At 65.6% G+C, this 16,579-nt stretch carries 14 protein-coding genes; 9 read left to right on the forward strand and 5 right to left on the reverse strand.

Annotation, left to right across the window (positions count from 1 at the left end; genetic code table 11):
- Nucleotides 1–126 precede the first annotated feature (126 nt).
- Complete coding sequence (locus ACZ9H4_RS20695) at nucleotides 127–1,122, reverse strand: DMT family transporter (RefSeq protein ID WP_408144197.1); 996 nt, start codon at nucleotides 1,120–1,122, stop codon at nucleotides 127–129.
- Between the two features lie 541 nt (nucleotides 1,123–1,663).
- Between ACZ9H4_RS20695 and dapC the strand changes: the two genes are divergently transcribed.
- From dapC to cls, 6 genes are all read left to right on the forward strand, one after another.
- Nucleotides 1,664–2,881: a succinyldiaminopimelate transaminase gene (gene dapC / locus ACZ9H4_RS20700; protein WP_476120598.1), complete on the forward strand. Its 1,218-nt coding sequence runs from the start codon at nucleotides 1,664–1,666 to the stop codon at nucleotides 2,879–2,881.
- A 96-nt stretch (nucleotides 2,882–2,977) separates the two neighbouring features.
- On the forward strand, nucleotides 2,978–3,805 hold the full coding sequence (gene dapD, locus ACZ9H4_RS20705) for a 2,3,4,5-tetrahydropyridine-2,6-dicarboxylate N-succinyltransferase (RefSeq protein ID WP_476120600.1): 828 nt from the start codon (nucleotides 2,978–2,980) through the stop codon (nucleotides 3,803–3,805).
- Nucleotides 3,805–4,170 carry an ArsC family reductase gene (locus ACZ9H4_RS20710; RefSeq protein ID WP_006053008.1) on the forward strand — a complete coding sequence of 122 codons (366 nt, stop codon included), beginning with the start codon at nucleotides 3,805–3,807 and terminating at the stop codon, nucleotides 4,168–4,170. The genes dapD and ACZ9H4_RS20710 overlap by 1 nt, the downstream gene beginning before the upstream one ends.
- A gap of 154 nt (nucleotides 4,171–4,324) precedes the next feature.
- Nucleotides 4,325–5,464: a succinyl-diaminopimelate desuccinylase gene (gene dapE / locus ACZ9H4_RS20715; protein WP_476120603.1), complete on the forward strand. Its 1,140-nt coding sequence runs from the start codon at nucleotides 4,325–4,327 to the stop codon at nucleotides 5,462–5,464.
- Nucleotides 5,465–5,480: 16 nt separating this feature from the next.
- Nucleotides 5,481–6,365, forward strand: coding sequence for a 50S ribosomal protein L3 N(5)-glutamine methyltransferase (gene prmB / locus ACZ9H4_RS20720; RefSeq protein WP_408144191.1), 885 nt, complete (start codon nucleotides 5,481–5,483; stop codon nucleotides 6,363–6,365).
- A gap of 71 nt (nucleotides 6,366–6,436) precedes the next feature.
- Nucleotides 6,437–7,888, forward strand: a complete 1,452-nt coding sequence (cls, locus tag ACZ9H4_RS20725; RefSeq protein ID WP_408144189.1) for a cardiolipin synthase — start codon at nucleotides 6,437–6,439, stop codon at nucleotides 7,886–7,888.
- Nucleotides 7,889–7,923: 35 nt separating this feature from the next.
- On the opposite strand, the gene ACZ9H4_RS20730 is transcribed toward cls, so the two are convergent.
- Nucleotides 7,924–8,403 carry a glutathione peroxidase gene (locus ACZ9H4_RS20730; protein WP_408144187.1) on the reverse strand — a complete coding sequence of 160 codons (480 nt, stop codon included), beginning with the start codon at nucleotides 8,401–8,403 and terminating at the stop codon, nucleotides 7,924–7,926.
- 135 nt (nucleotides 8,404–8,538) lie between these two features.
- On the opposite strand from ACZ9H4_RS20730, the gene ACZ9H4_RS20735 reads away from it, so the two are divergent.
- A complete protein-coding gene (locus ACZ9H4_RS20735) occupies nucleotides 8,539–10,491 on the forward strand; it encodes an ATP-binding cassette domain-containing protein (protein ID WP_476120606.1) in 1,953 nt (650 codons plus the stop codon).
- Between the two features lie 70 nt (nucleotides 10,492–10,561).
- The gene (locus tag ACZ9H4_RS20740; RefSeq protein ID WP_476120608.1) at nucleotides 10,562–11,659 is read left to right on the forward strand and encodes a CaiB/BaiF CoA transferase family protein; all 1,098 of its coding nucleotides are present in this window, start codon (nucleotides 10,562–10,564) and stop codon (nucleotides 11,657–11,659) included.
- A 106-nt stretch (nucleotides 11,660–11,765) separates the two neighbouring features.
- Here ACZ9H4_RS20740 and ACZ9H4_RS20745 read toward each other — a convergent pair whose 3' ends face one another.
- The 3 genes from ACZ9H4_RS20745 to alr all read right to left on the reverse strand — a co-directional run bounded on the left by ACZ9H4_RS20745 (nucleotide 11,766) and on the right by alr (nucleotide 15,032).
- Nucleotides 11,766–12,044, reverse strand: a complete 279-nt coding sequence (locus ACZ9H4_RS20745) for a DUF2866 domain-containing protein (RefSeq protein ID WP_408144181.1) — start codon at nucleotides 12,042–12,044, stop codon at nucleotides 11,766–11,768.
- A gap of 142 nt (nucleotides 12,045–12,186) precedes the next feature.
- The gene (gene radA / locus ACZ9H4_RS20750; protein WP_132373910.1) at nucleotides 12,187–13,563 is read right to left on the reverse strand and encodes a DNA repair protein RadA; all 1,377 of its coding nucleotides are present in this window, start codon (nucleotides 13,561–13,563) and stop codon (nucleotides 12,187–12,189) included.
- Between the two features lie 398 nt (nucleotides 13,564–13,961).
- Nucleotides 13,962–15,032, reverse strand: a complete 1,071-nt coding sequence (gene alr, locus ACZ9H4_RS20755; protein WP_408144178.1) for an alanine racemase — start codon at nucleotides 15,030–15,032, stop codon at nucleotides 13,962–13,964.
- Nucleotides 15,033–15,250: 218 nt separating this feature from the next.
- Here alr and lplT point away from each other — a divergent pair, with 218 nt between their 5' ends.
- Complete coding sequence (gene lplT, locus ACZ9H4_RS20760) at nucleotides 15,251–16,558, forward strand: lysophospholipid transporter LplT (RefSeq protein ID WP_408144176.1); 1,308 nt, start codon at nucleotides 15,251–15,253, stop codon at nucleotides 16,556–16,558.
- The last annotated feature ends 21 nt before the right edge of the window (nucleotides 16,559–16,579 follow it).

Here is a 16,579-nt window from a genome sequence, read left to right on the forward strand (position 1 = left end):
GAAAATGATAAGTGGCTCGTGAAGGCCGCGTGAGCCGTTCGCCGTTAAGGCGAAGCAGCCCGCGATCCATCGCGACACGGGCGCCGGCGGCACGCGGTCAGACATGCGCCGGCCAATGAGGGGCAATCATACCATCGCACGCGGGCGATTCTTACCGCCCTTATGGTCGTCGCGACCGGCATCGCGCGCGTCGTCGAGGCTCGCGTCCCCGGTGGCCGGATCGGGCGGCACGGCCTTGCTCCGATGCACCCAACTCGACAGCGCCGACGCCAGCACGATGCACACGCCGCCGGCCCATTCGCGCGGGCCCGGCGTCTCGCCGGCGAACAGCCACGCGGACAACGCGGTGACCACGATCTCGAACAGCATGATGATCGATGCGCGGTTGGCCGGCACGCGCGCGAGCCCGTACTGCACCAGCATATTGTTCGACGCCAGCAGCAGACCGAGCCCGAGCACGAGCCACGCGGCGGTGCCCAGATGCGCGCCGGTGGGCGGCGCGGGCATCGCTTCGAACAGCGACGCGCAGGCGCTGAAGAGCGCCGCGCCGCCGAAGATGGTCGCGGTGCGCATCTCCGGCTTCATGTCCGGCAGCACGCGGCTCGTCTTGAGAATCAGCACGTTGCTCATCGCGAAGCCCATGCCGCCTGCGAGGCCCGCCCATTCGGCGAGATTGCCGGGCAGCGGAATGCCAAGTTGCGGCGACCACAGCATGGTCATCGCGCCGGCCAGCGACAGCGCCGCGAGGCCCGCGCCCGCCCATGTCAGCCGCTCGTGCAGAATGAAGTGCGCAAAGAGCGCGGTCCACGCCGGGGTGAGATAGAACAGCAGCAGCACGCGCATCACCTGGCCGTGAATCGAGCCCCAAACGAAGCCGAGATTGGTGACGCCCGCAGCCAGCGCGAGCGTCGGCAGCAGCCAGTGCCAGCGCACCGTCTTCAGCGCGCGATGGCGCACCAGCAGCACGAACAGGCAGCCGGCGGCGCTTGTCAGCGCGCTGGCCGCGGTGCCGGTGACGCCGAGCGCCGCGAGCATGCGCAGCGGATACCAGATCATCCCCCATACCGATGCGCCCAGCATGATCGCGAGCGTCGGCCAGCCGTTGCGAAGCCAGTGGGTCATCGCGCGGGGCTCCCGGTCTTGCCGTCCACGAATGCGGCGGGTGTCCGTCCGCGTCGTGCGGCTGTCTCCTGAACTACTGCGTACATTGCTGCTCCTGCTGCTTTTCTTGCGCGAACCGTGTGCGGCTCGCGTCGTTCCCGCTGCAACGCATTCGCTGCGCCGCCTGGTGGGTTGCGCCGCTGCCTGGCGGCGCGATGTCTTTCGTTTGCTGCGCGGTGTGTTGCGCGACATGGCGGGGAGGCAGCCGCAATTGGCGGCGCGCGCCGCCGTGCCATGCCTGACGACTGCTCGCCGATTGCCTGACGACTGCTTATCGGCCGCGCGCCGCCTGCCGGCCAGCTCGCCTTCCCTCGCCTCGCGATGCCCGCCACGTTGTCCGCCGCGTCATGCGCGCCACGTTATAATCATCCGCTTGCCGACGCTACCGGCCGGTCCGCCCCGCGCTTGAGCGGGCTGCGCCACCGGTGCGCGTGCCGCGCTTCTTCCAGCGCTTCTTCCAGTATCCATCTGCGCCCATCTTCGATCAGGCTCGATCCGCCCAGTGAACCCGCTACTCGATTCCCTTCAGTCCTACCCGTTCGAAAAGCTGCGCGTCCTTTTCAAGGACGTTACGCCGCCCGCCGGCCTCGCGCACATCAGCTTCGGCATCGGCGAGCCGAAACATCCCACGCCCGCGCTGATCCGCGACGCCGTGGTGGCCTCGCTCGGCGGCCTCGCCGCGTATCCGGCCACGCTCGGAACGCCCGCACTGCGCGAATCGATCGCGAACTGGGTCACTCAGCGCTACAACCTGCCGCCGCTCGATCCGGCCACCCAGGTGCTGCCGGTGTCGGGCTCGCGCGAGGCGCTGTTCGCGCTCGCCCAGACGGTGCTGGACCCGCAGCGCAACGCCGGCGGCGAACCTGCGATCGTACTCTGTCCGAACCCGTTCTACCAAATCTACGAAGGCGCGGCGCTGCTAGGCGGCGCGCAGCCGTACTTCGTCAATAGCGATCCGGCGCGCAACTTCGCGTGCGACTACTCGGCCGTGCCGGCCGACATCTGGGCCCGCACGCAACTGCTGTACGTCTGCTCACCCGGCAACCCGACCGGCGCCGTGCTCACGCTCGACGACTGGCGCGAGCTGTTCGCGCTGTCGGACCGCTATGGTTTCGTGATCGCGTCGGACGAGTGCTACTCGGAAATCTATTTCGACGAAGCGAATCCGCCGCTCGGCGGCCTGGAAGCCGCGCACAAGCTCGGCCGCGGCTTCGAGCGGCTGGTGATGCTGTCGAGCCTGTCCAAGCGCTCGAACGTGCCGGGCATGCGCTCGGGCTTCGTCGCCGGCGACGCGGCGATCCTCAAGGCCTTCCTGCTGTACCGCACCTACCACGGCGCGGCGCTCTCGACGGTGTTCCAGAGCGCCAGCATCGCCGCGTGGAACGACGAAACGCACGTGCGCGAGAACCGCGCGAAGTACGTGCAGAAGTTCTCCACCGTCACGCCGATGCTCGCCGGGGTGCTCGACGTGCGCCTGCCGGACGCCGCGTTCTACCTGTGGGCGGACGTCTCGCGCACCGGTCTGTCGGACACCGAGTTCGCCCGGCGCCTGTACGCCGACTATAATGTGACGGTTCTGCCAGGCTCGTTCCTCGCGCGTACCGCGCACGGCGTGAATCCCGGCCGCAATTTCGTGCGCCTCGCGCTCGTCGCCGACGTCGACGAATGCACCGAGGGCGCGCAGCGGGTCGTCGATTTTTGCCGAGCGCTCGCCGGTTGAGTGTCGCGAGGCCATCCGGACCCCGGAACCTCGCAACCGAACGCCCGGCGCATCGCATCCCCTCTTCAGACTTCAACTCTTCAGAAAAGCACGCATATGTCGCAACAACTTCAGCAGATCATTGACACCGCCTGGGAAAACCGCGCCGACCTGTCGCCGAAGGCCGCTCCGGCCGACGTGCGCGAAGCCGTCGCCCACGCGATCGAGCAACTGGACAAGGGCCTGCTCCGCGTCGCCGAAAAGAAGGACGGCGACTGGGTCGTCAATCAGTGGCTGAAGAAAGCCGTGCTGCTGTCGTTCCGCCTCGAAGACAACGCGCCGATGCCGGCCGGCGGCTACAGCCAGTTCTACGACAAGGTGCCGTCGAAGTTCGCCAACTACACCGCTGAAGACTTCGCCGCCGGCGGCTTCCGTGTGGTGCCGCCCGCGATCGCGCGCCGCGGCTCGTTCATCGCGAAGAACGTCGTGCTGATGCCGTCGTACACCAACATCGGCGCCTACGTCGACGAAGGCACGATGGTCGACACGTGGGCCACCGTCGGTTCGTGCGCGCAGATCGGCAAGAACGTGCACCTGTCGGGCGGCGTGGGCATCGGCGGCGTGCTGGAGCCGCTGCAGGCGAACCCGGTCATCATCGAAGACAACTGCTTCATCGGCGCGCGCTCGGAAGTGGTCGAAGGCGTGATCGTCGAAGAGAACTCGGTGATCTCGATGGGCGTGTACCTCGGCCAGAGCACCAAGATTTACGACCGCGAAACCGGCGAAGTCACGTACGGCCGCATTCCGGCGGGCTCGGTGGTGGTGGCGGGCAACCTGCCGTCGAAGGACGGTTCGCACAGCCTGTACTGCGCGGTGATCGTCAAGAAGGTCGACGCCAAGACCCGCGCGAAGGTCGGCCTGAACGAGCTGCTGCGAGGCGATTGATGGCGCGCGGCACGAAAACCGTCGTCTATGGCATCCCGAACTGCGACACCGTGAAGAAGGCCCGCGTGTGGCTGGAAGAACACGGCGTCGAGTTCGAGTTTCACGACTTCAAGAAGGCCGGCGTGACCGAGCCGCTCGTGCAGGACTGGCTGAAGGACGTGAAGCTCGACGCGTTGCTGAACCGTCGCGGCACGACGTGGCGCGGTCTGTCCGACGACATGAAAGCGGCCGCGGACACGCAGCCGGGCGCGATCGCGTTGATGATCCACAAGCCGTCGGTGATCAAGCGCCCGGTGCTGGTGGTCAACGGGCGCGTCAAGTCGCTCGGTTTTTCCGCGGACGAGTATGCGGCGCTGTTCGCGTGATCCGAAGCGTGTGACTGAACGCAGCACGTAGAACGAGTAAGCAAAAGCAAGCAGTAAGCGCGGCACACGCCGCGTGCATCAAACGCTGTTGCCGGCTGCGGTGATCAACCGCCAGCCGGCATTTTTTCATTTCAAAGTGGCTCGTATTGAATCCATGTCCGGCACCCTCGCACTTACCGAACAACTGATCGCGCGCGCGTCCGTCACGCCCGACGACCAGCATTGCCAGCGCCTCCTGATCGAACGCCTGTCCGCGCTCGGCTTCGAGCACGAGACGATCGAATCGAACGGCGTGACCAACCTGTGGGCCGTCAAACGCGGCGGCGACGGCACCAGGGGCAAACTGCTCGCGTTCGCAGGACACACCGACGTGGTGCCGACCGGCCCGCTCGAACAGTGGCACTCGGCGCCGTTCGAGCCGACCCGGCGCGACGGCAAGCTGTACGGCCGCGGCGCGGCGGACATGAAGGCGTCGATCGCGGGCTTCGTGGTGGCGAGCGAGGAATTCGTCGCGGCGCACCCCGCACATCGCGGCTCGATCGCGTTCCTGATCACGAGCGACGAAGAAGGCCCGGCCACCGACGGCACCGTCAAGGTCGTCGAAGCGTTGCAGGCGCGCGGCGAGCGTATGGACTACTGCATCGTCGGCGAACCGACGTCGAGCGCGCAGTTCGGCGATATGGTGAAGAACGGCCGGCGCGGTTCGATGTCGGGCAAGCTGATCGTCAAAGGCGTGCAAGGCCATATCGCCTATCCGCATCTGGCGAAGAATCCGGTGCATCTGCTTGCGCCTGCGCTGGCCGAGCTGGTGGCCGAACGCTGGGACGACGGCAACGAATACTTCCCGCCCACCACGTGGCAGGTGTCGAACATCCACAGCGGCACCGGCGCGACCAACGTGATCCCCGGCCACGCGGACGTGATGTTCAATTTCCGCTTCTCGACGGCCAGCACGGTCGAAGGTCTGCAGGCACGGGTGCATGCGATCCTCGACAAACACGGCCTCGAATACGATCTGCAATGGAACGTGAGCGGCCTGCCGTTCCTGACGCCGCGCGGCGAGTTGTCGAACGCGCTCGCGAAGGCGATCAAGGACGAAACCGGCGTGGCCACCGAACTGTCGACCACCGGCGGCACGTCGGACGGCCGCTTCATCGCGCGCATCTGCGAGCAGGTGATCGAATTCGGCCCGCTGAACGCCAGCATCCACAAGATCGACGAACATATCGAAGTCGCACACATCGAGCCGCTGAAGAACGTGTATCGCCGCGTGCTCGAACAACTGATCGCCTGACCAAGGACTATTCGCGATGACGCTTCCGTTTTCCACTGTCCGCGACCTGCTGCGTTTCGCGGTGTCGCGCTTTAACCAGGCCGAGCTGTCGTTCGGCCACGGCTCGGCCAACGCGTACGACGAAGCCGCCTACCTGATCCTGCACACGCTGCATCTGCCGCTCGATCTGCTCGATCCGTTTCTCGACGCGCGCCTGAGCGCGGCCGAGATCGACGCAGTACTGAACGTGATCGAGCGCCGCGCCGCCGACCGCGTGCCGGCCGCGTACATCACGCAGGAAGCGTGGATGCACGGCTTTCGCTTCCACGTCGATGAGCGCGTGATCGTGCCGCGTTCGTTCATCGGCGAATTGCTGCAGGACGGTCTGCAACCGTACGTGGAAGATCCCGAACAGGTGAGCGCCGTGCTGGAACTGTGCACCGGCTCCGGATGCCTCGCGATTCTCGCGGCGCATGCGTTCCCGAACGCGGATATCGACGCGGTGGATCTGTCGGCGCCCGCGCTCGAAGTCGCGACGCGCAACGTGACGGACTACAAGCTCGACGACCGCATCGCGCTGTTCGAAGGCGATCTGTATGCGCCGCTCGCCGAGCGCCGCTACGACGTGATCATCAGCAATCCGCCGTACGTGAACGCGGCGTCGATGCAGGAACTTCCCGCCGAATACAAGCACGAGCCGGACATGGCGCTCGCGGGCGGCGCGGACGGCATGGACATCGTGCGTCGGATCATCGCCGAGGCACGCAACTGGCTGACCGAAGACGGCGTGCTGGTGGTCGAGATCGGCAACGAGCGCGCGCATGTCGAAGCGGCGTTTGGCGGTCTGGATCTCGTGTGGCTGTCGACCAGTGCCGGCGACGACAACGTGTTTCTGATTCAGGCGGCGGATCTGCCAGTCTGAGGTTCCGTCGGCTAGTGGTGTAGGCGCGGTGCGGGTAGCGCCGCGCCGCTTCGCCAACTCTTCGCGAGCTTATGCAATTCGACCTGCTTCACGTCGGCCCGCTGGTCGCTCTCGCCCACATCCTCGGCGTGATCGCGGCATGTCACGCGATTCTCAACACCCGCACATCACAAGGCGCGATTGCGTGGGCCGTGTCGCTCGTCGCGATGCCTTATCTGACACTGGTCCCTTACCTCTTCCTCGGGCGCAGCAAATTCGCCGGCTATGCGGACGCGCGCCGCGTCGAAAATGAACTGCTGCGCACGCGTGCGCATCCACCGGAATGGGGTACGCAGGCTTCGTCGGCGGGATTGCCGACGCAGCAGCTCGGCGGCAGGTTTGCGCATTCGCTCACGCGTCTGGGCGGCATGCCGTTTTTGCCGGGCAATTCCGTGCGCACGCTGGTGAATGGCGCCGCAACGTTCGAGGCCATTTTCGACGCGATCGGGAACGCGCGTCACTACGTGATCGTGCAGTTCTTCATCGTGCGCGACGACGCGCTCGGCGAGATGCTCAAGGACGCGCTGATCGCCAAGGCCAGCCAGGGCGTGCGCGTCTACTTCCTGTACGACAGCATCGGCAGCTTCGATCTGCCGCACCGCTACGTCGCGGCGCTGCGCGCGGGCGGAGTCGAGATGCATCCGTTTGCGACCAACCGCCGTTTCGTCAACCGCCTGCAACTGAACTTCCGCAATCACCGCAAGATCGTTGCGGTGGATGGTGAGCGAGCGTTTGTCGGCGGCCATAACGTGGGCGTCGAATATCTCGGCGGCAGGGCGCCACTGTCGCCGTGGCGCGATACGCATATCGAGGTGCGCGGCCCGGCGGTCGCGAGCATCCAATTCGTCTTCACCGAGGACTGGCACTGGGCCACCCAACAGTTGCCTGAATTCGCTATGCCCGCAGCGACACCCGGCGACCCTTCCAGGAACGAAGGCATGCACTGCCTCGTCGTGCCGAGTGGTCCGGCCGACAAGCAGGAGACCTGTTCACTCTTCTTCGTCGAAGCGATCAATGCGGCGCGCGAGCGCGTCTGGATCACCACGCCTTACCTCGTGCCCGACGAAGCAGTGTTCTCGGCACTGCGGCTCGCGGTGCTGCGCGGTGTCGACGTGCGCATCCTGATTCCGTGCCGGCGCGACCACCTGGTGGTATTCGCCGCTTCGAAGCTGTATGCATACGACTCGCTGCGCGCGGGCATCCGCATCTTCCGCTACCAGCCGGGCTTCCTGCATCAGAAGGTCATCCTGATCGACAGCGTGGCCGCCGCGATCGGCAGCGCCAATCTCGACAACCGCTCTTTCCGGCTGAACTTCGAGATCATGGTGCTGACCGTGGACCACGGCTTCGCGCAGGAAGTCGAAACGATGTTGCTGAACGATTTCGCCGAGTCGCTCGAAATCGATCGCAACGAATACCGGCACGCGAGCGCGCTGCGGCGCGTGCTAATGCACGTGGCGCGGCTTTTTTCACCGATCCTCTAGGGGTCCTGGAAGCGCCACGCCACCGCCTCAGCGTCTCACAACAGCTTTTCGATATCCTCTGTAATCGCTTCAGGCTTGGTGAGCGGCGCATAGCGCTTCACGACATTGCCGTCCCGGCCGATCAGAAACTTGGTGAAATTCCACTTGATCGCCTCGAGCCCCAGCAACCCCGGCGCCTCGCCCGTCAGATAGCGAAACAGCGGATGCGCGTTCGCGCCATTCACGTCGATCTTGTCGAACATCGGAAAGGTCACGCCGTAGTTCTTTTCGCAGAAACTGCCGATCTGCGCGGCGTCGCCCGGCTCCTGCTTGCCGAACTGGTTGCATGGGAAACCGAGCACCGCGAGCCCGCGCGCGGCATAGGCGTCATACAGCTTTTGCAAGCCCGCATACTGCGGCGTGAATCCGCATTCGCTCGCCGTATTGACGATCAGCAACACCTTGCCTTGATACTGCGTGAGGCTCACTTCCTCGCCGCCGAGCGTGCGTGCCGAAAACGAATAAATCGATGTCATGTGCTCTCCCCGTGAAAGCCGTCAGTCTATGCCAAAAGCCGCGCCACAACAGTCGTCCGAATGGCCGATCCCCGCTGAGCGCCCGGTGTCGCGCCGGGCAGTCTAAAATAGCGGTTTTCTTCAGCCGGCCTCGTCGTGATCCGCTTTAATCAGTTCAGCCTCGCGCGCGGCACCAAGCCGCTCTTCGACAACACCACGTTCACCCTCAACCCCGGCGAAAAGGCCGGCCTCGTGGGGGCGAACGGCGCGGGCAAGTCGACGCTGTTTGCCGTGCTGCTCGGCGAACTGCATGCGGACGGCGGCGATTTTTCCATGCCGCCCACCTGGCGCATCGCCCACGTCGCACAGGAAACGCCTGCCGCGGACAAGACCGCGCTCGACTACACGCTCGACGGCGACGCCGCGTTGCGTGCGATCGAGGCGCGCATCGCCGCCGCCTCCGCCGCGCACGACGGCGCAGCCGAAGGCGAAGCGCACGCCGCGTTCGCGGACGCCGACGGCTACACCGCGCCCGCGCGCGCAGAAGCATTGCTGCTCGGCCTCGGCTTCACGCTCGAACAGACGCGCGAGCCGGTCAGCAGCTTTTCGGGCGGCTGGCGCATGCGGCTGAATCTCGCCCAGGCGCTGATGTGCCGCTCCGATCTCCTGCTGCTCGACGAACCGACCAACCACCTGGACCTCGACGCGATCGTCTGGCTCGAAGACTGGCTGCATCGCTATGCCGGCACGCTGATCGTGATCTCGCACGACCGCGAATTTCTCGACTCGGTCTGCAACGTCACGCTGCACCTCGAACAACAGCAGATCAAGCGCTACGGCGGCAACTACTCGCAATTCGAAGTGCTGCGCGCGCAGCAGATCGCGCTGCAACAGAGCGCGTACGAAAAGCAGCAACGTACGGTCGCGCATCTGCAGAGCTACATCAACCGCTTCAAGGCGCAGGCCACCAAGGCGCGCCAGGCGCAGAGCCGCGTGAAGGCGCTCGAAAAGATGGAACTGATCGCGCCGGCGCATGCAACGTCGCCGTTCACATTCGAGTTCCGCGCGCCCGACTCCGCGCCGAATCCGATGATGGTGATGGAAGACGTGCGCTGCGGTTACCACGGCGAAGAAGGCGTCGAGATTCCGATCGTCGACCACGTGATGCTGTCGATCCAGAACGGTCAGCGCATCGGCCTGCTCGGCGCGAACGGCCAGGGCAAGTCGACGTTGATCAAGACGCTCGCCGGCACGCTCGAAGCGCTCGGCGGCCGCGTGCGCGAAGGCAAGGGGCTGCGTATCGGCTACTTCGCGCAGCATCAGCTCGAAACGCTGCGCGCGGACGACACCCCGCTGCAACACCTCGCGCGTCTCGCGCCGGACACGCGCGAGCAGGAACTGCGCGATTTCCTCGGCAGCTTCAATTTTTCCGGCGAGATGGCGACCTCGAAGATCGCGCCTTTCTCGGGCGGCGAGAAGGCGCGCCTCGCGCTCGCGCTGATCATCTGGCAGAAGCCCAACCTGCTGTTGCTCGACGAGCCGACCAACCACCTCGATCTCGAAACGCGGCACGCGCTAACCATGGCGCTCGCGCAATTCGAAGGCACGCTGATTCTGGTATCGCACGACCGCCACCTGCTGCGAGCCACCACCGATCAGTTCATGCTGGTCGCGAAGCACCGTCTGACTGAATTCGACGGCGATCTCGACGACTACCGCGACTGGCTGCTGCAACATGCGGCCGCGCAGCGCGCGGCGCTCAAGGCGGGCACGGCGGCCAATGGCGCGAACGGCGGCGCGGACAGCGGCGCCGATAGTGGCGTGAATCGCAAGGAGCAGCGCCGCCTCGAAGCGGAAACGCGGCAGAAGCTCGCGTATCTGAAGAAGCCGCTGCAAAGCCGCATCACGAAGATCGAAAAGGAAATGGACGCGCTCAACACGGAGAAGGCGGCGCTGGATGCGTTCGTCGTCGATCCGGCCAGCTACGAACCCGAGCAGAAAAACAAACTGACGGAGGCGATCCGCCGTCAGGCAGATGTGAACGCGCGCCTCGAAACGCTCGAAGCCGAATGGCTCGAGACTCACGAGGAACTCGAACAAATCGGCTAGCGGCACGCAGTTTCCGGTCCGCGCCGGCACCGACGAGAGGTTGGCTTTGTCTTCCGCGACAGCATCATCCATGTCATCGGCTACAGCGGTACCGCCTGCGCTGCAGGGGCTGCGCGTTCTCGACCTGACGCGTCTGCTGCCGGGGCCGGTGGCCGCGCTGCGGCTCGCCGAGCTCGGTGCCGACGTGCTGAAAATTGAAGCCCCCGGCGCGGGCGACCCCACCCGCACGATGATGCAATCGTCGAGCGACCGCGTGGCCGGCCGGCCCGGCGCGTTCTACCGGATGGTCAATCGCGGCAAGCGCGAGACACGCCTCGATCTCAAATCCGATGCGGGACGCAATGTGTTGCGTGCGCTCGCGGCGGAAGCGGACGTGCTGATCGAGAGCTTCCGGCCCGGCGTGATGGAGCGTCTCGGCATCGGCTACGCCACGTTACGCGCGGCCAATCCGCGGCTCGTCTACTGCGCGATCAGCGGCTATGGCGCGAGCGGGCCGTTCGTCGATCACGCGGGCCATGATCTGAACTACATCGGCTATGCGGGCGTACTCGACCAACTGGCAAGCCGCGACGGCTCGCCGATCCTGCCGAATTTCCAGATCGCCGACCTGCTCGGCGGCGCCTTGAGCGCGGTCACGCAGATTCTCGCCGCGTTATGGCATGTGTCGCGCGGCGGCGAGGGCCGCTTCGTCGACGTCTCGATGACGCATGTCACGCATGCGCACAACATCGTCGCGCAAGTCGCGCTCGCCAACGAAGGTGCTGCGCCGGCCCCCGGCGCCGGTCTGCTGAACGGCGGCGTGCCGTGCTACAACCTGTACCGCACACTCGATCACCGCTGGCTCGCGGTCGGCGCGCTCGAACTGAAATTCTGGGAAACGCTGTGCATGGCGCTCGACCGGCCCGAGTGGGCGACGCGCCACTGGAGCCTTGGCCAGGCGATCGGCGGCCCGGACGCGGACGCGCTCACGCGGGAGCTGGCCGACGTAATCGGCGCGCGTGCGCTGGCGGACTGGGTGCTGCTGCTGGAGCCGCTCGACTGCTGCGTGTCGCCGGTGTTGACGGCGGCCGAAGCGGCGCGGCATCCGCTGTTCGATCCGCAGGCGTACGCGGCGCAGCCCGAGGGCGATGCGGATGATGCGGATACCGTCGATGGCCTGAAGGGGTAGCGTCTGCCTGCCTACGGCTTCGTTCGGCTGGTTTCAGCCGATGCGGTGTTGACAGCGAAGCACTTAGCGCGAGGCACGTTAGCTGCTGAGCACCGCCACCCTACCCTCAGCGCCGCACAGCCGTCTGCCGCGGCAACGTCTGGCGTGGCGTCTTTTCGTCGTCGTACAGCAGGTGCTTGCGGCCTTCGACGTGACGGTTGATCGTGGCGCGGACCTCGGCGGCCGTGGCGTCCTCGGCCACCACGCGCCGCGATATCTGTCCCGCCGTGTCGATCCACTCGACGATCCGGCACGCGTCGCCCCATGGCTGGCGGATCGGTGCGGACACGCGACAGCCGCGCACCTGTATCGGCCGCTCGGCGACGGTTTCAATTGACTGTTTCAAGGCGCGATCCTTTTTCGAGCATCAGAAGGGATGGTTGCCCTCGCAGCTTAGAAAAAAGAAATGCCATTCAGGTTACAGACAATGCGGCGATATTTACGGCGCATTACGGCGCGCTTGCCGCCCTGATGCGCCGCAGCCCCGTCTATTCGAGCGTGCGGACCCGGTCGATCGCCTGTTCGATCCGTTCGACCGCAACGACCTGTAAGCCTTCGATCGGCTGTTTCGGCGCGTTGGCCTTCGGAATGACCGCGACCGAGAAGCCCAGTTTGGCCGCTTCCTTGAGCCGCTCCTGTCCGCGCGGCGACGGCCGGATTTCGCCGGCGAGGCCGACTTCGCCGAACACCACGAGCCCCTTGGGCAGTGGCTTGTTGCGCATCGACGAGTGGATCGCGAGCAGCACGGCCAGATCGGCGGCGGGCTCGGTGATCTTCACGCCGCCCACCGCGTTCAGGAACACGTCCTGATCGAAACAAGCGATCCCCGCATGCCGATGCAGCACGGCCAGCAGCATCGCGAGCCGGTTCTGCTCGAGGCCGACCGCGAGCCGCCGCGGATTCGGCGCGTTGGCCGCGTCCACCAGCGCCTGCACTTCGACCAGCAGCGGCCGCGTGCCCTCCTGCGTCACCAGCACGCAGGAGCCCGGCACCGACTGCTCATGCTGCGACAGAAACAGCGCCGACGGATTCGCCACGCCGCGCAGGCCGCGCTCGGTCATCGCGAACACGCCGAGCTCGTTGACCGCGCCGAAGCGGTTCTTGATCGCGCGCACGAGGCGGTACGACGAATGCGTGTCGCCCTCGAAGTACAACACCGTATCGACGATGTGCTCCAGCACGCGCGGCCCCGCCAGCGCGCCTTCCTTGGTCACGTGGCCCACCATGATGATCGTGGTGCCCGACTGCTTGGCGATGCGCGTCAATTGCGCCGCGCACTCGCGCACCTGCGCGACCGAGCCCGGCGCGGAGGTCAGCGCGTCGGAATAGACCGTCTGGATCGAGTCGATCACCGCGACGTCGGGCCGCTGGTCGGCGATCGTCGCCTGAATTTTTTCGAGCTGGATTTCCGCGAGCAATTGCAGCTCGCTCGCCTTCGAGCCAGGCTCCAGCAACGAGAGCCGTTGTGCGCGCAACGCAATCTGTGCGGCCGACTCCTCGCCGCTGATGTAGAGCGCGCGTTTGTCGGCGGCGATTTCGGCGAGCGATTGCAGCAGCAGCGTCGATTTGCCGATGCCCGGATCGCCGCCGATCAGCACCACGCCGCCCGGCACCAGACCGCCGCCGAGCACGCGATCGAACTCGCTGACGCCGGTGGAGAAGCGCGGCACGTCGGACGCGTCGATATCGGCCAGACGCCGCACCGGCGCGCTCTTCGCGAGCGACTGGAAACGGTGCGTGGACGGCGCTTCCGCGACCGATTCGACCAGCGTGTTCCACGCATTGCATGACGGGCACTGCCCGGCCCATTTCGGCGATTGCCCGCCGCATTCACTGCAGATGTACAACGTCTTCGGTTTAGCCACGCGTGATTGCCTGTGTTGCTGTTCTTAGGATTGATCTGGTTGATGCGCCTGGTGCGGTTGATGCGATTGATGCGGTTGATGCAGTCGATGGCCGGCTCCGCGCCTGGGTGCCAGCCGCAGCCGCGAATCCGGCGACACGCAGCGGCATAGTGCGCGACGCACAATGCGGAGCACCAGGCAGTGCGCTCAGCGGTGCAAGCAACAGCGCACATTCCAATGCAGCCGGCGCCGCAAAAAGCGAAGCACGACGGCAACAGGGACACCGCATCGCGAGGCGCAAACTGGCGCAGCCGCCCGCGACGGCCTCGCGCCGCGCACTACCTGATTCGCCACGCTGTGCGCGACCGGGCCGCCAACAGCGCCCAACGCGCCGCTCGTCACGCGCTCGACTGCGCGTCTCACTCCGCCCGCACCGGCACACGCGGCGCCACCGCGCACATCAGCTCGTAGCCGATCGTGCCGCACACCTGCGCGACGTCGTCGATCGGCAGCGCGTTGCCCCACAACTCGACGCGCGAGCCGACGTTGGCGGTCGGCACCGGCGTCAGATCGACCGTGAGCATGTCCATCGACACGCGTCCGACGACCCGCGTGCGCACGCCGTCGACGATCACCGGCGTGCCTTCCGGCGCGACCCGCGGATAACCGTCCGCATAGCCGCACGCGACCACCCCGATACGCATCGCACCGCGCGCCTTGAACGCCGAGCCGTAGCCGACGGTGCTGCCTTCATTGAGCATCTGCACGGCGATCAGTTCCGAGGCGAGCGTCATCGCCGGCTGCAGCCCGGTGCCTTCGATCGCGGCCGTCACGCCTGACGGCGACGCGCCGTACAGAATGATGCCCGGGCGCACCCAGTCGAAATGCGCGCCCGGATGCCACAGCGTAGCCGCCGAATTGGCGAGGCTGCGCGCGCCCGCGATGCCCTGCGCGCCGCGCTCGAACGCTTCCATCTGATAGGTGATGCCGCGCTCGCCGTCGGCATCCGAGAAATGGGTCATCAGCGTGATCTGGCCGACGCCCTGGCAGGCGCGCGCGCGCTCCCACGCGGCGCGGAATTTCTCCACCGTGTAGCCGAGCCGGTTCATGCCGGTGTTCATCTTCAACTGGATGTTGACGGGCTTGGACAGACGCGCCATTTCGAGCATGCGCAACTGTTCGTCCGAATGCAGCGCGGTCGTCAGGCTATAGCGGTCGATCACGTCGATGTCGGTCGGACGAAAAAAGCCTTCGAGCAGAAGAATCGGCCCGGCCCAGCCCAATTCACGCAACTTCACGGCTTCTTCGAGGTCCAGCAATCCGAAGCCGTCGGTTGCGCGCAAGCCGGGAAATACTCGCGCAAGGCCATGTCCATATGCATTCGCCTTGACGACGGCCCATATTTTGGACTTTGGCGCGTAGCGTCGTGCGACGGCAAGATTATTGGCAAGTGCGGCGGTATGAATCGTGGCTGAGAGGGGGCGCGGCATGGGATATTTTCGTAAAGACGCTTGCGAATCAGCGGCTTACTGGGCGTTTTCAACGCTCGGCAGTCCGCTGGGCGGTGCGATCAAGGATTCTGCTAGTCCGAATTCAGCTATTTTCGTGATATAAAGCCGTGCGCACAACCCATTTCGAACGGCATAAGCCCGGACGTATTGCAAACGGCCGGGGCGGACAGACCGCAGCGAGGACAGCATCGCATCAGATGAAAAAAGGTTTTTACACCATCATGGCCGCGCAGTTTTTTTCGTCGCTGGCCGACAATGCGCTTCTGATCGCTGCTATCGCACTGCTGAAAGATCTTCACGCCCCGAACTGGATGACGCCGCTGCTCAAGCTGTTTTTTGTGCTGTCGTACGTCGTTCTCGCCGCGTTCGTGGGCGCCTTCGCCGACTCCCGTCCGAAAGGACGCGTGATGTTCGTCACCAACACCATCAAGGTGGTCGGTTGCATCACGATGCTGGTCGGCGCGCATCCGCTGATCGCGTACGGCATCGTCGGCTTCGGCGCGGCGGCGTACTCGCCCGCCAAATACGGCATTCTCACCGAACTGCTGCCGCCTGACCGGCTGGTCGCCGCGAACGGCTGGATCGAAGGCACCACGGTCGGCTCGATCATTCTCGGCACCGTGCTCGGCGGCGCACTGATCAGTCCGCACATCGCCGCGCCGATCCTGCGGCAGCACATCCCCACTGTCAACACGCCCGCCGAAGCGGCGATGCTGGTGATCATGGGCATCTACGTGATCGCGGCGCTGTTCAATCTGCGCATTCCCGATACCGGCGCGCGTTATCCGAAACAGGAGCGCGGCCCGATCAAACTCATCACCGATTTCGCCGACTGCTTTCTCGTGCTGTGGCGCGACAAGCTCGGCCAGATTTCGCTCGCGGTCACGACGCTGTTCTGGGGCGCCGGCGCGACGCTGCAATTCATCGTGCTGAAGTGGGCCGAAGTGTCGCTGAACATGTCGCTCTCCGAGGCGGCGATCCTGCAGGCGGTGGTGGCCGTCGGCGTGGCGGGCGGCGCGATCTTCGCGGCCTCGCGCGTGCCGTTGAAGAAGTCGCTGTCGGTGCTGCCGGTCGGCATCATGATGGGGATCGCCGTGATGCTGATGGCGTTCTACACGCGCGAGCTGTTTCCCGCGCATTGGGGCTTCCGGATCGGCCGCATGCATATGCCGGGCTACCTGATCTTCGCGTATATCTTCCTGATGGTGGTCGGCGGCCTGTCGGGCTTTTTCGTCGTGCCGATGAATGCGCTGCTGCAGCATCGCGGCCACGTGCTGCTGTCGGCGGGTCACTCGATCGCCGTGCAGAACTTCAACGAAAATCTCTCGGTGCTCGTCATGCTGTGCCTGTACGCGGTGCTGGTGTGGCTCGACGTGCCGGTCACCGCGGTGATCGTGCTGTTCGGCACCTTCGTGTGCCTGATGATGTGGCTCGTGATGCGGCGCCACCAGGCCAACCAGCGCGCATTCGACTCGGTCGCGCTGATCGGCGAAGCCAAGCACTGAGTTTGCCGCGGGCCGTGCTCA

The sequence above is a fragment of the Paraburkholderia sp. TE9906 genome (assembly GCF_056279605.1).

Excerpts from the sequence above, each read along its gene's own strand:
- ACZ9H4_RS20695 (WP_408144197.1), bottom strand. The coding sequence starts at position 1,122 with ATGACCCACTGGCTTCGCAACGGCTGGCCGACGCTCGCGATCATGCTG.
- dapD (WP_476120600.1), top strand. The coding sequence starts at position 2,978 with ATGTCGCAACAACTTCAGCAGATCATTGACACCGCCTGGGAAAACCGC.
- ACZ9H4_RS20710 (WP_006053008.1), top strand. The coding sequence starts at position 3,805 with ATGGCGCGCGGCACGAAAACCGTCGTCTATGGCATCCCGAACTGCGAC.
- dapE (WP_476120603.1), top strand. The coding sequence starts at position 4,325 with ATGTCCGGCACCCTCGCACTTACCGAACAACTGATCGCGCGCGCGTCC.
- prmB (WP_408144191.1), top strand. The coding sequence starts at position 5,481 with ATGACGCTTCCGTTTTCCACTGTCCGCGACCTGCTGCGTTTCGCGGTG.
- cls (WP_408144189.1), top strand. The coding sequence starts at position 6,437 with ATGCAATTCGACCTGCTTCACGTCGGCCCGCTGGTCGCTCTCGCCCAC.
- ACZ9H4_RS20730 (WP_408144187.1), bottom strand. The coding sequence starts at position 8,403 with ATGACATCGATTTATTCGTTTTCGGCACGCACGCTCGGCGGCGAGGAA.
- ACZ9H4_RS20740 (WP_476120608.1), top strand. The coding sequence starts at position 10,562 with ATGTCATCGGCTACAGCGGTACCGCCTGCGCTGCAGGGGCTGCGCGTT.
- alr (WP_408144178.1), bottom strand. The coding sequence starts at position 15,032 with ATGCCGCGCCCCCTCTCAGCCACGATTCATACCGCCGCACTTGCCAAT.
- lplT (WP_408144176.1), top strand. The coding sequence starts at position 15,251 with ATGAAAAAAGGTTTTTACACCATCATGGCCGCGCAGTTTTTTTCGTCG.